Origin of the sequence: Pseudomonas sp. GM50, from assembly GCF_000282375.1 — a bacterium.
Lineage (GTDB): Bacteria > Pseudomonadota > Gammaproteobacteria > Pseudomonadales > Pseudomonadaceae > Aquipseudomonas.
On the sequence record NZ_AKJK01000042.1, the window covers coordinates 1 to 13,582 of the forward strand.

Here is a 13,582-nt window from a genome sequence, read left to right on the forward strand (position 1 = left end):
AAGCCTCGCTCCTACAGGGGTTCTTGTAGGAGCGAGGCTTGCCCGCGAAGGAATTCTCAAGATCGTTACACGTCTACTTTTTGGACGCGATCATCTCCAGGAACGCTGGCATCGCCGCGTCCTTGTCTTTTGCGATCCGCTGCACATGCGGGTTCTGCCCCAGACGCTCCAGCAGCGCCTTGGCCGCCGGCATCCCGGCCAACAGATCGATATCGAACAGCTTCTGCGCCACGGCACAAGCCATCGGCACGCTGTACAGACAATACAAATCCGCAATGCTGAGACTGTCGCCCGCCACGTAAGGGGCGAACTTGCCATGCCTGCCCAGCGAGGCGAACCCCAGCAGCAGCTCGGTCTTGGTCTTGTCCTTGATCGCCTCCGGCACAGACATGCCGAAAAACGCTTCGGGGTAGCAGGCGCGCGCCGGCAGTTCGATGTACAACTCGATTTCCTTGGCCAATGCCAGCGCCTGCGCTCGCTCGAAGGGGTCGCTCGACAGCAGCGGCGTGCCTTTCTGGCTCTGCTCGATGTACTCGAGAATCACGCTGGTTTCATTGATGAAACCTTGTTCGACGCCCAGCACCGGAACCTTTCCACGCGGGCTGATAGCTAGCGTCTCCGGGGTAGTGCCTGGGTAAAACGGCACTTCTTCAAACGGCAGTCCCTTCTCCAGCAACGCCAGCTTGACCATGTTTTAGTAGTTGCTGACGCAAAATCCATAAAGCTTGAGCATTACATAGCCTCCAGGCCGTGCAGGGGGTTGGCAGCGCCAGTTATAGAACGCCCGGGCACTTCTTGCCAGCAGCATCACAGCGCTGAATGCAGGTAAACTGGCCGCCTTAACTTGAGGAGCCTGCCATGAGCGAGCCAACTGATATCGAGATCGACGAAGAAGAGTTCGCCGAAAATACCCTGATCGAAGCCATCGAAAACCAGATCGAAAGCGATAACCCGCCAGCGGCCAAGGCGACCTTCAACAAGCTGACCCTGGTGGGTTACGAGCGTGAGGAAATCCTCAACCTGATGGCCCACGTGCTGGCGGTGGAAATCGACGCGATCCTCGAAGAAGACCGCGCGTTCAACACCGAATGGTACGAAACCGCGCTGCGCGCGCTGCCAGAGTTGCCGCCGGAAAAGAAATAAGCCCAGCCCGTTTCGGGCGCGTGACTGTGGCGAGGGGGTTTACCCCCGTTGGGTCGCGAAGCGGCCCCAAAAGCTTTGCGACTGCTTCGCAGCCGAACGGGGGCAAGCCCCCTCGCCACAAAAGCCCGCCCCCAACATAGATTGTCACCAATCAGCACCGCCTTGCCCCAGACGCTGACTAAACTGGAAACCACCCCAAGGCGAAAAAACCCTGTTACGAGCACTGGACATGCTGCGCGAGTGGGATCACCTTAGGAGCGCTATCGTCCAATTCCTAGAAAGTCTGGAGTCCTTATGTCGCTTACCCCTGAGTTGGTTGCCGAACTGGAAATCCTCGCCCTCTTCAACCTGGACAGTTCCCAGGAAGGTTTGAAAATTCATCAGACCGCTGCCCCGAAAGCCATTGCCGCTGCCCAAAGACTGTTCGACAAAGAATTGATCACCCAGCCCGATGGCGGTTATCTGACCAGCCTGGGGCGTGACGCTGCACAAAATGTGCAAACCGTTCTAACCATTCTGTCCGTGCGCGAAACAGCCTGAGCCTCTCCGCATCGCCCACGGAAACCTCTGTCACGGGATTTCCGCGGGCACACTTTGGTGCCCGCTGTCGCCGCGCGATAGAAACCTGACGCCAGAAATACAAAATCAGCTTAAAAGTCCCGGGGCCGAGGCGCTAAACTGCCCCTCAACCTGAGCCCTCCCACGTCCGAGCCCCGCGAGCCGGATTGAGCTGACATGACCCGCACCCATGAAATCCGCCCCGATCTGGACGAGGGAATCGACCGCAAGGTTCTCAGCCAGCTGCGCGCCCGTTTCCTGAAGCTCAACGAAGGCCGCATGGCCCGTGCCATGGAAGGGTTGTCGACCCGCCAGCAAACGGTGCTGACCCTGCTGCCGCTGTTTTTCCATGTCAATCATCCTCTGTTGCCGGGTTACGTTTCGGGTAGCACCCCGGCCGGGCTATCGAATTTCGAACCGGATGCCAACACCCTCGCTGAAGCCCAGCGCCTGACCCGCTCGTTTTCCTACAGGCCGCGCCACGGCAGCAATCCTCCGCGACCGATTCACGGCCTGTTCCTGATGGGCAGCCTCGGTACCTTGGCCCAGGCCGATCAGAGCGATATGGACGTCTGGGTCTGTCACGGGCCGGACTTGAGCGAAAGCGAGCTCACAGAGTTGCGCAAGAAATGCCAGTTGCTTGAGATATGGGCCGCCAGCCAGGGTGCCGAGGCACATTTCTTCCTGATCGACCCTGCTCGCTTCGTGCTCGGCGAGCGCGATACCCAACTGAGTTCGGAAGACTGCGGCACCACCCAGCACTACCTGCTGCTGGACGAGTTCTACCGCACCGCAATCTGGCTGGCCGGCCGTACACCCATCTGGTGGCTGGTGCCGGTTTATGAAGAGTCGGCGTACGACCGTTATACCCACACGCTGTTATCCAAGCGCTTCATCCGTGCCGACGAGACTCTGGACCTGGGGCATCTGTCGTATATCCCGCCCGGGGAGTTCATCGGTGCCGGGCTCTGGCAATTGTTCAAGGGCATCGAGTCACCGTACAAATCAGTGCTCAAACTGCTGCTGACCGAGGTCTATGCCAGCGAACACCCCAAGGTCCAGTGCCTGAGCCTGCGCTTCAAGCAGGCGGTGTTTGCCAATCTACTGGATCTCGACGAACTGGATCCATACGTCGTGGTTTACCGGCGCATCGAGGAATACCTCACGGCCCGGGGCGAACCGGAACGCCTGGAGCTGGTACGCCGCGCGCTGTACCTGAAGGTCAACCGCAAGCTCACCGGCAGCAGCGGTCGCACCCAGAGCTGGCAGCGTTCGTTGCTCGAACGCCTGGCCAACGAATGGCAGTGGGATCAGCGTCAGCTCGCGTTGCTCGACAGCCGCAGCCAGTGGAAAGTCCGCCAGGTCAGCGCCGAACGCCGAGCCCTGGTTGGCGAGCTGAATTACAGCTACCGCTTCCTGACGCAGTTTGCCCGCAACGAACAGACCGTCAGCCTGATCAACAAGCGCGACCTCAATGTGCTGGGCCGGCGGTTGTACGCAGCCTTCGAGCGCAAGGCCGACAAGGTCGAATTCATCAACCCGGGCATCGCGCCCGATCTGGCCGAAGACACCTTGACGCTGGTGCAGGCGCCCAACAAGAAAGAACCGGGGCAAACCCAATGGGGGTTGTACAACGGCAGCCTGACCGCCCACGAGTGGGAGAATTTCGCGCCGATCAAGCGCAGCCGTCAGTTACTGGAACTGCTCACCTGGTGCCACCGCAACGGCGTGATCGACAGCAGCACCCGCCTGGCCCTGCACCCCGGCACCAGCGACTTGAGCGAGTTCGAGCTGTTCAACCTGCTTGGCAGCCTGCAACAAAGCATCGCCCTGCCCCTGACCACTGTCGCCGAAGAGCCTTTGCTGCGCGCCAGTGTGCCGAGCGAAGTGTTGATTCTGGTGAACGTCGGCATCGACCCGCTCAAGCACCATCGCGACCTGAACATCCTGATGACCACCGAGCGCACCGACTCGCTGAGCTACGCCGGCGTACGGGAAAACCTGGTGCTGACCCTGGATCAGGTCACGCTCAATAGCTGGAACGAGGTGCTGGTCAGCCGCTTTGACGGCCCCCACGCCCTGCTCGACTGCCTGCGCGATTACCTCAACAACCTGCCGGACGGGCCTCAACAGCCCAAGCTGCGGGTGCGTTGCTTCTGTCACAACCGCGCACAATTCATTGCCCGACGGGTCGAAGAAATCCTCGACACCGCGCAGAACCTGCTGCTGAGCAAACTCAATCATCGTTACCTGATTCAGGTCCAGCAGCACTACCACGTGTTGGAGCTGGTGCCAGGCCAGGTCAATCACGTCGCCCTCGCCACCCTGCCGGCGCTGTTCGACTATCTCGGCGAAGAACTGGCGAGCTACAGCCCGTTTCATCTGGACCCGATGGCATTGGAAGACCACGACCTGGCGCTGATCCTGCCCATGGGGCAACCCGACTGCGTTCAGGTGTTCTACCGGATCAACGAACACCAGGCCGATGTGTATGTGCTGGATGAATTCAATGCCTTGTGGCAGCAACGTTTGCCTTATCACGACGAACAAAGCCTGCTGGTGCCGCTGCAACGCTTCCTGCAATCGATCCAGTACCGGCGTGATGCCTTGCTGCCGATGGACGCCGCCCAGCCGCTGAGCCTGGAGACTTTGTATTACCAGTTGTTGCCTTCAGGTTCCGCGCGGGCGCGTCGGGTCGAAGCCCGGCCAGCACCACAAACGCCGGTCAACAAACCGTTCTATGACGTGCAGGCCATCGTCGGCAAAGCCGCACCAGGGCAGGTGCAGGTCACTCTGTATTGCAATCAGCGGGAATTTTCAGAGCTGGAACATGGCGATGAACTGTTCAGCGTAGTCGCCCGGGAAATCGTCGAGCAGCGCCGCGAGACTGAACGCTATCGCTGCTACATCACCGACCTGGACCTGTCGGGCCTGCTCGGTGATGGTCAGGGTTCAAGCCATCTGTATCTGCGCTACAAGGCCGACCTGGAGCGCGCACTGAACGAGGCGCTCGAGCAGGTCTGAGGCGTGGTCAAACGTTGTAATCGCCGCCATTGGCAGGTTGCGACTCGACTTCCAGCAGGGTCAGTTTGAGGGTCTTGCCACCCGGAGCCGGCCAGTCGATGTGCTGGCCGACTTTCAGCCCCAGCAAAGCACTGCCCACCGGCGCCAGAATGGAAATCCGGCCTTCGTCGGCGTTGGCATCCTTGGGGTAAACCAGGGTCAGGTGATAGTCCTTGCCGCTGCTTTCTTCACGGCAATGCACACGGGAATTCATGGTCACGACATCGGCGGGCACTTCCTCGTGACCGACCAGGGTATCGGCGCGATCCAGTTCGGTTTGCAACGCGATAACGCCCGGCAGCGTGTCATCCAGGCTGTCGATCAGGCGCTCCAGACGTTGTACGTCCAGACGGGTAAGGGTGATGGAAGGTGCGGTCATGATCAGGGCAGACTCCTTTCTTCTGCACGAAAAAAGCAAAACCCCGCCAGAAAAAGGCGGGGTTTTCACGAGCCTCGATGGGTTGAGGCGTATCTGGACACTATCACAGCTCAATAAATATACAAGTGAGGCCCAACACCGCCCATTCCGGCTTATCGGGAAACCCTGTGGCGAGGGGGCTTGCCCCCGCTCGGCTGCGCAGCAGTCGTGAGCTTTTTGGGGCCGCTTCGCGACCCAACGGGGGCAAGCCCCCTCGCCACAGGTCAGCATCGTTACCCAATAGAGTGATCAGACCGCAGATTTTCGCTGAACAGCCTGCGCACAAATCACTCGCCGCCGCTCATCGTCGGCTGAACGCCATTCGCGAATGTCTTCGACATGGCGAAAACACCCCAGGCAGACCTTCTGCTCATCCAGCCGACACACACCGCTGCACGGCGAAGGCACTGCCGGGCTGACATTGCTGTAAAGCGGTTTGGGCGGACGAACGGGGGCGGGCTGGGTCACGATCTCACAGACCTTCGAAATCGAGTTCGACGTCGGCTTGCTGCTTGACGATGCGTTCGAGCATTTCGCCCAGTTGCTCGTCGCTCTTGTCGCACATCCAGCGTTTGCTCTCTTCGTCATAATCAAAATGGAAGCCACCCGACACAGCCGCCAGCCACAGCTGACGCAGCGGCTCCTGACGACTGAAGATCAATTGGCTGCCGCTCTCGAACTTGACGGTGAGCACACCGGCCGAGCTCTCCAGATCGATATCCAGGCCACTCTCGTCGAAAATATCCTCCAGCGTCTGCTGGGTTGCATCGACCAGGTCGTGGAAACGGGCTTCGGTCAAACTCATTGCGGGAACCTCAAAAAGTGTCTACTCACGCTCAAGCGCCGCAAGATACGGGCGAGCCCCGGTGATTGCAAAGGATAACGATCAAGGGCCCTGTCGGTAAATCCAACATCGATCCCTGTGGGAGCGAGCCTGCTCGCGAAGCGACGGCACCTGCAACATCTCAGGTGACTGACACACCGCCATCGCGAGCAGGCTCGCTCCCACAAGGAGTACAGCGTTCCGGCGCTGACAAGATAAGCCCCGCCGGACGGGAGCCCCGTCGCATAGGCAAGCTGCCGGGTGGCCGGTATACTCCGGCGCAATTAACGCATTTTCAAGGATTTCGCCATGAAGCGCCTGATCTCTTCCCTTGCTGCGCTCGCTTCGCTCGTCGCTTTTGTCAGCTTATTATCGGCCTGTGGTCAAAAAGGCCCGCTGTACCTGCCCGATGAAAATCAAGACCCTGCAGAGCAAGCCAAATCGTCGCAGCAGACTCCGTCGAAAGCACACAAGCACGACGTCTACCAATAAGGGAACGCCATGGAAGCTTTTAACTACCGTGACGGTGAGCTGTTCGCGGAAGGTGTTGCCCTGTCCGCCATCGCCGAGCGCTTTGGTACACCGACCTACGTCTACTCCCGTGCCCACATCGAAGCCCAGTACCTGGCTTACGCCGATGCGCTGGCCGGCATGCCGCACCTGGTCTGCTTTGCGGTCAAGGCCAACTCCAACCTGGGTGTACTGAATGTCCTGGCGCGTTTGGGCGCCGGTTTCGACATCGTTTCCCGGGGCGAACTGGAACGCGTACTGGCCGCTGGCGGCAGCGCTGACAAGATTGTGTTCTCCGGTGTCGGCAAGACCCGTGACGACATGCGTCGCGCCCTGGAAGTCGGCGTGCACTGCTTCAACGTCGAGTCCACCGATGAGCTGGAACGCCTGCAAGTGGTCGCCGCCGAGCTGGGCGTTCGCGCGCCGATCTCGTTGCGCGTCAACCCGGACGTCGATGCCGGCACTCACCCGTACATCTCCACCGGCCTTAAAGAGAACAAGTTCGGCATCGCCATCGCCGACGCCGAAGACGTGTACATCCGCGCCGCACAACTGCCTAACTTGGAAGTGGTCGGCGTCGATTGCCACATCGGCTCACAACTGACCACTCTGCCACCGTTCATCGATGCCCTCGACCGCCTGCTGGGCCTGGTCGACCGCCTCGGCGATTGCGGCATTTACCTGCGCCACATCGATCTCGGTGGTGGTTTGGGCGTGCGTTATCGCGATGAAGAGCCGCCATTGGCTGCCGACTACATCAAAGCCGTGCGCGAGCGTCTCGACGGTCGTGACCTGGCGCTGGTGTTCGAGCCGGGCCGTTTCATCGTCGCCAACGCCGGCGTGCTGCTGACCCAGGTCGAGTACCTCAAGCACACCGAACACAAAGATTTCGCCATCGTCGACGCGGCCATGAACGACCTGATCCGCCCAGCGCTGTATCAAGCCTGGATGGACGTCACTGCCGTGCGCCCGCGCAACAGCGCCGCTCGCGCCTACGACATCGTCGGCCCGATCTGCGAAACCGGCGACTTCCTGGCCAAGGATCGTCAGCTGGCTTTGGAAGAAGGCGATCTGTTGGCCGTGCATTCGGCCGGTGCCTATGGGTTTGTCATGAGTTCCAACTACAACACCCGCGGCCGTGCCGCTGAAGTGTTGGTGGACGGTGATCAGGCATTTGAAGTGCGTCGCCGTGAGACGGTAGCCGAGTTGTTTGCTGGCGAAAGCCTGCTGCCGGAGTAAAACCATGCTGCTGCGTTTTACCAAGATGCACGGCCTGGGCAATGACTTCATGGTTCTCGACCTGGTCAGCCAGCACGCGCACATCCTGCCAAAACACGCAAAGCTTTGGGGCGATCGGCACACGGGGATCGGTTTCGACCAGTTGCTGATCGTTGAGGCGCCCAGCAACCCGGATGTGGATTTCCGCTATCGGATATTCAACGCCGACGGCTCCGAAGTGGAACAGTGCGGCAACGGTGCGCGCTGTTTCGCCCGCTTCGTGCTCGACAAGCGCCTGACCGCCAAGCGGCTGATTCGCGTCGAGACCAAAAGCGGCATCATCGAACTGGACATCCGCAACGATGGCCAGATCAGCGTCAACATGGGCGCCCCGCGCCTGGTGCCGGCCGAGATTCCGTTCGAAGCCCCGAGCCAGGCCCTGAGCTATCAAGTCGACGTCGACGGCACCACGGTCGAACTGGCCGCGGTGTCCATGGGCAACCCCCATGCCGTGTTGCGGGTCAGCGACATCAACAACGCACCGGTGCATGAACTGGGGCCGAAAATCGAACATCACCCACGCTTCCCGGCGCGGGTCAATGTCGGTTTTCTCCAGGTTATCGACCGGAGCCGCGCGCAGTTGCGCGTCTGGGAACGCGGGGCCGGGGAAACCCAGGCATGCGGAACCGGCGCCTGTGCTGCCGCAGTGGCCGCGATCAGCCAGGGGTGGATGGATTCGCCGCTATTGATCGACCTGCCCGGCGGGCGTCTGTCCATTGAATGGGCAGGCCCAGGCCAGCCGGTCATGATGACCGGCCCGGCAGTGCGCGTATACGAAGGACAAGTGCGTCTTTGAGTGAGCGAAATCCATGACCGACAAACCCCAGGTTCCCGCCCTACAGCCCGACGAATCCCCTTCCGAAAGCCTTGAGGCGGCGGCGATTGCCGCGTACCTGGAGGCTCATCCGGATTTCTTCATCGAGCACGAAGAACTGCTCCCGGCGCTGCGCATTCCGCACCAGCGCGGCGACACCATTTCGCTGGTCGAACGCCAGATGACGATTCTGCGCGACCGCAATATCGAGTTGCGTCATCGCCTCTCGCACTTGATGGACGTGGCCCGGGACAACGATCGACTCTTCGACAAGACACGCCGCCTGATTCTCGCGCTGATGGACGCCACCAGCCTGGAAGATGTGGTGATCAGCGTTGAAGACAGTCTGCGCCAAGACTTCCAGGTGCCCTTCGTCAGCCTGATCCTGCTGGGCGACAACCCGATGCCGGTGGGCCGTTGGGTGACGCATGCCGACGCGCAAACGGCCATCGGCGGCTTGCTCTCGGAAGACAAAAGCGTCAGCGGCAGCCTGCGTGAGCATGAACTGGACTTCCTGTTCGGCGAAGAACAGCGCAAGCAGATCGGCTCCACCGCCGTCGTCGCCATCAGTCACCAAGGCATCCACGGTGTCCTGGCCATCGCCAGCCGCGATCCGCAGCACTACAAGAGCTCGGTGGGCACGCTGTTTTTGAGTTACATCGCCGAAGTCATGGGCCGCGTGCTGCCACGGGTCAACAGCTCCCTGCGCTCGGTACGCTGACCATGGAACGACAACTGGACGCTTACTGCGAACACCTGCGCAGTGAGCGGCAGGTGTCGCCTCACACGCTGTACGCCTACCGCCGCGACCTCGACAAAGTGCTGGGCTGGTGCATCAAACAGAACATCGACAGCTGGGCAGCGCTGGACATCCAGCGCCTGCGCAGCCTGATCGCTCGCCTCCATGCCCAAGGTCAATCGTCCCGCAGCCTGGCGCGCCTGCTCTCGGCGGTGCGCGGGCTCTATCACTATCTGAATCGCGAAGGCTTGTGCGATCACGACCCCGCCAATGGCCTCGCACCGCCCAAGGGCGAACGCCGCCTGCCGAAAACCCTCGACACTGACCGCGCGCTGCAACTGCTTGAGGGTGCGGTAGAGGATGATTTTCTGGCGCGTCGGGATCAGGCGATTCTGGAACTGTTCTATTCCTCCGGCTTGCGCCTTTCCGAACTGACCGGGCTCAATCTTGATCAGCTGGATCTGGCTGACGGCATGGTCCAGGTGCTCGGCAAGGGCAGCAAGACTCGACTGTTGCCAGTGGGCAAAAAGGCTCGCGAAGCACTGGAACTGTGGCTGCCATTGCGGGCAATGACCAACCCGGCGGACGACGCAGTGTTTGTCAGCCAGCAAGGTCGGCGCCTCGGTCCACGGGCGATTCAGGTACGGGTCAAGGCTGCCGGCGAGCGCGAACTGGGGCAGAATCTGCACCCGCACATGTTGCGACACTCCTTCGCCAGCCATTTGCTGGAGTCCTCTCAGGACTTGCGGGCGGTGCAGGAACTGCTTGGCCACTCGGACATCAAGACCACCCAGATTTACACCCACCTGGACTTCCAGCACCTGGCGACGGTCTACGACAGCGCCCATCCACGGGCCAAACGCATTAAAGGCGATGATTCATGACCATCCAATTGATCACCTTCGACCTCGACGACACCCTGTGGGACACCGCCCCGGTGATCGCCAGCGCCGAAGTCGTTTTGCGGGAATGGCTGACTGAGCATGCACCGAACCTGGGCGCGGTACCGGTGGAACACCTGTGGTCGATTCGCGAGCGAGTGCTGAGCCACGAACCGAGCCTCAAGCACCGCATCAGTGCCTTGCGTCGGCGGGTGCTGTTCCATGCGCTGGAAGAAGCCGGTTATGGACATACCGAAGCATCCGACCTGGCCTATCAGGGTTTCGAAGTGTTTCTGCATGCACGACATCAGATCGAAGTGTTCCCTGAAGTCGAGCCGACGCTGGAGACGCTGGCCAAGCATTACGCTTTAGGCGTGGTGACCAACGGCAATGCCGATGTGCGTCGATTGGGGCTGGCGGATTACTTCAAGTTTGCCCTGTGCGCCGAAGACATCGGCATCGCCAAACCCGATGCGCGACTGTTTCATGAAGCGCTGCAGCGTGGCGGCGCGACCGCCGAAACAGCGGTGCATATTGGCGACCATCCGGGTGACGACATTGCCGGCGCTCAGCAGGCGGGGTTGCGGGCAATCTGGTTTAACCCGGCGGGCAAGGTGTGGGAAGCACAGACGGCACCGGATGCCGAGATTCGTAGTTTGACCGAGTTGCCGGGGTTGTTGGCGCGCTGGAATACCCAACACTGACCTGAGTACACACATACCTGAGTACACACATACCCCTGTACACACATACCCCTGTGGGACATACCCCTGTGGGAGCGAGCCTGCTCGCGATAGCGGTGTGTCAGCCAACATCAATATTGAATGTGACGGCTTCATCGCGAGCAGGCTCGCTCCCACATTGGATCGCGCCCTGCCCAAGACTTTTGCTCCGCCCATGAAAAAGCCCGCAGCGACGGCGGGCTTTTTCAGCAAGCAAGAAGCAGGCGCTTAGATAGGCCGGCTGCCGTACTTGTTATCAGGCTTCTTGGGAGGATCGGCGACCACATTGGCCTCCACTTCCTGCACCTTGCCGCCCCGTGCCAGAAACTCTTCCATGGCCTTGGCCAGGGCATCGCGTTCCTTGTTCTTGGCTTCGACGCTCGGCAGCTCATCGACCGATACCGCAGCCTTGACCTTGCCTTTGGCAGTCGGAACGGGCGCATCACCGCCGTCATCTTCAGCGACGTCTTCCGCCGCCGCTTCAAGACCTTCTTCGGTTTCGTCTTCGTCGCCTACTTCGAGGTCGTCGTTTTCCAGATCATCGTCGCTCATGTTCTACCTCATGACTTGCGAAAAGCAGATTAGTTATAGCCCAGCTTTGCCGTCTGTCGACGGCTGCCGGAAAAAAATCAACCACCGCTGGTAACCAGCGGTTTTATGCCCCTTCACCGTGCACGGTGGCGAGGACTTTACGGGCACCGACGTGATCACGGTGCTCGCCCAGATAAACACCTTGCCAGGTCCCCAACGCCAGTCGGCCTGCCGAGATCGGCAAACTGAGCTGACAGCCAAGTACGCTGGCCTTGAAGTGCGCCGGGAGGTCGTCTAGGCCTTCGTCGTTATGCTCATAGCCGTCTGTTCCTTGTGGGATCAGACGATTGAAAAATCGTTCGAAGTCGCGACGTACCGCCGGATCGGCGTTCTCGTTGATGGTCAACGACGCCGAGGTATGCTGTAGCCACAAATGCAACAGACCGACCCGACACGCCTTGAGTTCAGGCAAGCCGGCGAGTAATTCGTCCGTTACCAGATGAAAGCCCCGGGGCCGTGCCCGCAGGGTAATCAGAGTCTGTTGCCACATACAGTTCTCCGCACGTTCGGGGCGCATTCTAGCGCGCTCTGAAAAAAAACAAAGGCCCTAATATTCCTTCAATCGTGTAAGCCATTGGCCGTAGAAAATCGCCCGTCGTAAACGCGACTGAACGTGTGAGAAAAAACCTTTCAGCCCTTCCTCCACTGACAAATTCCAGACAAAAAAATGCCCGGCAAGCCGGGCAAATTTTTCATGCGCGTGCTTACAAGTTGTAGCCGCGTTCGTTGTGAAGCGCCAGATCGATGCCGACTGCTTCTTCTTCCTCGGTGATACGCAGCCCCATGACAGCGTCCAGGACCTTGAGGATGATAAAGGTGACGATCGCGGTGTAGATCACCGTGAAGCCCACGCCTTTGCATTGAATCCAGACTTGAGCAGCGATGTCGGTAACGGTGCCGAAACCGCCCAGCGATGGTGCCGCGAACACGCCAGTCAGGATTGCGCCGAGGATACCGCCGATACCATGCACGCCGAAGGCATCCAGGGAATCGTCATAACCGAGTTTGCGTTTCAGGGTGGTGGCGCAGAAGAAGCACACCACGCCCGCCGCCAGACCGATCACCAGAGCGCCCATCGGGCCCACGGTGCCTGCCGCCGGAGTGATTGCAACCAGACCGGCCACCACACCCGAAGCGATACCCAGTGCGCTTGGTTTGCCGTGGGTGATCCACTCGGCAAACATCCAGCCCAGCGCCGCAGCAGCGGTGGCGATCTGGGTGACCAGCATCGCCATGCCGGCAGTGCCGTTGGCGGCGGCAGCGGAACCGGCGTTGAAGCCGAACCAGCCGAACCACAGCATCGCAGCGCCCATCAGGGTGTAGCCGAGGTTGTGCGGAGCCATCGGGGTGGTCGGGAAACCTTTACGCTTGCCCAACACCAGGCAGGCAATCAGACCGGCCACACCGGCGTTGATGTGCACCACGGTGCCGCCGGCGAAGTCGAGAACGCCCCAGTCCCACATCAGGCCGCCGTTACCGGACCAGACCATGTGCGCGATCGGTGCATAAACCAGGGTGAACCAGATGCCCATGAAGATCAGCATGGCGGAGAACTTCATCCGCTCGGCGAACGCACCGACGATCAACGCCGGGGTGATGATGGCGAAAGTCATCTGGAAGGTGATGAAGACCGCCTCGGGGAACAGCGCCGCAGGACCGGTCAGGCTCGAAGGCGTGACACCGGCGAGGAACGCCTTGCCCATGCCGCCAAAGAACGAGTTGAAGTTGACGACGCCCTGCTCCATGCCGGTGGTGTCGAACGCAATGCTGTAGCCATAAATGACCCACAGAATGCTGATCAGACCGGTAATGGCGAAACACTGCATCATCACGGAAAGAATGTTTTTCGAACGAACCATGCCGCCGTAGAACAGCGCGAGGCCGGGAATGGTCATGAACAGCACAAGGGCTGTCGAGGTCATCATCCAGGCGGTATCGCCGGAATTGAGGACTGGGGCCGCCACTTCGTCTGCCGCCATGGCCAGGCCGGGCATTACGAGGGACAACAGGGCTCCTAGCCCTGCGAATTTACGCAGAGTCAT

At 60.3% G+C, this 13,582-nt stretch carries 16 protein-coding genes; 9 read left to right on the plus strand and 7 right to left on the minus strand.

All coding sequences use genetic code 11. From position 1 onward, the window contains the following. Positions 1–73: 73 nt before the first annotated feature. A complete protein-coding gene (locus PMI30_RS22220; protein ID WP_008007537.1) occupies positions 74–691 on the minus strand; it encodes a glutathione S-transferase in 618 nt (205 codons plus the stop codon). A 167-nt stretch (positions 692–858) separates the two neighbouring features. On the opposite strand from PMI30_RS22220, the gene PMI30_RS22215 reads away from it, so the two are divergent. The 3 genes from PMI30_RS22215 to PMI30_RS22205 all read left to right on the plus strand — a co-directional run bounded on the left by PMI30_RS22215 (position 859) and on the right by PMI30_RS22205 (position 4,725). After that, positions 859–1,143, plus strand: coding sequence for a hypothetical protein (locus PMI30_RS22215; protein ID WP_007894899.1), 285 nt, complete (start codon positions 859–861; stop codon positions 1,141–1,143). A 294-nt stretch (positions 1,144–1,437) separates the two neighbouring features. Next, positions 1,438–1,683, plus strand: a complete 246-nt coding sequence (locus tag PMI30_RS22210; protein ID WP_007894898.1) for a TIGR02647 family protein — start codon at positions 1,438–1,440, stop codon at positions 1,681–1,683. 195 nt (positions 1,684–1,878) lie between these two features. Further along, positions 1,879–4,725, plus strand: coding sequence for a class I adenylate cyclase (locus PMI30_RS22205; protein WP_008007539.1), 2,847 nt, complete (start codon positions 1,879–1,881; stop codon positions 4,723–4,725). Between the two features lie 7 nt (positions 4,726–4,732). On the opposite strand, the gene rnk is transcribed toward PMI30_RS22205, so the two are convergent. The 3 genes from rnk to cyaY form a co-directional block, all read right to left on the minus strand. Beyond that, complete coding sequence (gene rnk, locus PMI30_RS22200; RefSeq protein WP_008007541.1) at positions 4,733–5,143, minus strand: nucleoside diphosphate kinase regulator; 411 nt, start codon at positions 5,141–5,143, stop codon at positions 4,733–4,735. A 288-nt stretch (positions 5,144–5,431) separates the two neighbouring features. Next, on the minus strand, positions 5,432–5,650 hold the full coding sequence (locus PMI30_RS30390; protein WP_081501249.1) for a DUF1289 domain-containing protein: 219 nt from the start codon (positions 5,648–5,650) through the stop codon (positions 5,432–5,434). A 4-nt stretch (positions 5,651–5,654) separates the two neighbouring features. Beyond that, complete coding sequence (gene cyaY, locus PMI30_RS22195) at positions 5,655–5,987, minus strand: iron donor protein CyaY (protein ID WP_008007543.1); 333 nt, start codon at positions 5,985–5,987, stop codon at positions 5,655–5,657. A gap of 327 nt (positions 5,988–6,314) precedes the next feature. Here cyaY and lptM point away from each other — a divergent pair, with 327 nt between their 5' ends. The 6 genes from lptM to PMI30_RS22165 are packed head-to-tail and all read left to right on the plus strand — an operon-like array spanning position 6,315 to position 10,931. Continuing rightward, a complete protein-coding gene (lptM, locus tag PMI30_RS22190) occupies positions 6,315–6,497 on the plus strand; it encodes an LPS translocon maturation chaperone LptM (RefSeq protein WP_007894883.1) in 183 nt (60 codons plus the stop codon). A gap of 9 nt (positions 6,498–6,506) precedes the next feature. Beyond that, positions 6,507–7,754, plus strand: a complete 1,248-nt coding sequence (lysA, locus tag PMI30_RS22185) for a diaminopimelate decarboxylase (RefSeq protein WP_008007546.1) — start codon at positions 6,507–6,509, stop codon at positions 7,752–7,754. Positions 7,755–7,758: 4 nt separating this feature from the next. Continuing rightward, positions 7,759–8,589, plus strand: coding sequence for a diaminopimelate epimerase (gene dapF, locus PMI30_RS22180; RefSeq protein WP_008007547.1), 831 nt, complete (start codon positions 7,759–7,761; stop codon positions 8,587–8,589). 13 nt (positions 8,590–8,602) lie between these two features. Next, entirely contained in the window at positions 8,603–9,328 is a 726-nt protein-coding gene (locus tag PMI30_RS22175) for a DUF484 family protein (protein ID WP_007894877.1), read from the plus strand. A gap of 2 nt (positions 9,329–9,330) precedes the next feature. Beyond that, a complete protein-coding gene (xerC, locus tag PMI30_RS22170; RefSeq protein ID WP_008007548.1) occupies positions 9,331–10,230 on the plus strand; it encodes a tyrosine recombinase XerC in 900 nt (299 codons plus the stop codon). Beyond that, the gene (locus PMI30_RS22165) at positions 10,227–10,931 is read left to right on the plus strand and encodes an HAD family hydrolase (RefSeq protein ID WP_008007550.1); all 705 of its coding nucleotides are present in this window, start codon (positions 10,227–10,229) and stop codon (positions 10,929–10,931) included. Before xerC ends, PMI30_RS22165 begins: the two co-directional genes overlap by 4 nt. 246 nt (positions 10,932–11,177) lie before the next feature. Here PMI30_RS22165 and sutA read toward each other — a convergent pair whose 3' ends face one another. The 3 genes from sutA to PMI30_RS22150 all read right to left on the minus strand — a co-directional run bounded on the left by sutA (position 11,178) and on the right by PMI30_RS22150 (position 13,582). Further along, complete coding sequence (gene sutA / locus PMI30_RS22160) at positions 11,178–11,501, minus strand: transcriptional regulator SutA (protein ID WP_008007552.1); 324 nt, start codon at positions 11,499–11,501, stop codon at positions 11,178–11,180. A 103-nt stretch (positions 11,502–11,604) separates the two neighbouring features. Continuing rightward, a complete protein-coding gene (locus PMI30_RS22155; RefSeq protein ID WP_008007554.1) occupies positions 11,605–12,030 on the minus strand; it encodes a secondary thiamine-phosphate synthase enzyme YjbQ in 426 nt (141 codons plus the stop codon). A gap of 214 nt (positions 12,031–12,244) precedes the next feature. Beyond that, entirely contained in the window at positions 12,245–13,582 is a 1,338-nt protein-coding gene (locus tag PMI30_RS22150; RefSeq protein WP_008007557.1) for an ammonium transporter, read from the minus strand.

Coding starts and splice junctions, on each gene's coding strand:
- xerC (WP_008007548.1), top strand. CDS start 9,331: ATGGAACGACAACTGGACGCTTACTGCGAACACCTGCGCAGTGAGCGG.
- rnk (WP_008007541.1), bottom strand. CDS start 5,143: ATGACCGCACCTTCCATCACCCTTACCCGTCTGGACGTACAACGTCTG.
- PMI30_RS22210 (WP_007894898.1), top strand. CDS start 1,438: ATGTCGCTTACCCCTGAGTTGGTTGCCGAACTGGAAATCCTCGCCCTC.
- PMI30_RS22150 (WP_008007557.1), bottom strand. CDS start 13,582: ATGACTCTGCGTAAATTCGCAGGGCTAGGAGCCCTGTTGTCCCTCGTA.
- PMI30_RS22175 (WP_007894877.1), top strand. CDS start 8,603: ATGACCGACAAACCCCAGGTTCCCGCCCTACAGCCCGACGAATCCCCT.
- PMI30_RS22215 (WP_007894899.1), top strand. CDS start 859: ATGAGCGAGCCAACTGATATCGAGATCGACGAAGAAGAGTTCGCCGAA.
- PMI30_RS22165 (WP_008007550.1), top strand. CDS start 10,227: ATGACCATCCAATTGATCACCTTCGACCTCGACGACACCCTGTGGGAC.
- lysA (WP_008007546.1), top strand. CDS start 6,507: ATGGAAGCTTTTAACTACCGTGACGGTGAGCTGTTCGCGGAAGGTGTT.
- dapF (WP_008007547.1), top strand. CDS start 7,759: ATGCTGCTGCGTTTTACCAAGATGCACGGCCTGGGCAATGACTTCATG.
- lptM (WP_007894883.1), top strand. CDS start 6,315: ATGAAGCGCCTGATCTCTTCCCTTGCTGCGCTCGCTTCGCTCGTCGCT.
- PMI30_RS22220 (WP_008007537.1), bottom strand. CDS start 691: ATGGTCAAGCTGGCGTTGCTGGAGAAGGGACTGCCGTTTGAAGAAGTG.
- cyaY (WP_008007543.1), bottom strand. CDS start 5,987: ATGAGTTTGACCGAAGCCCGTTTCCACGACCTGGTCGATGCAACCCAG.
- PMI30_RS22205 (WP_008007539.1), top strand. CDS start 1,879: ATGACCCGCACCCATGAAATCCGCCCCGATCTGGACGAGGGAATCGAC.
- PMI30_RS22155 (WP_008007554.1), bottom strand. CDS start 12,030: ATGTGGCAACAGACTCTGATTACCCTGCGGGCACGGCCCCGGGGCTTT.
- sutA (WP_008007552.1), bottom strand. CDS start 11,501: ATGAGCGACGATGATCTGGAAAACGACGACCTCGAAGTAGGCGACGAA.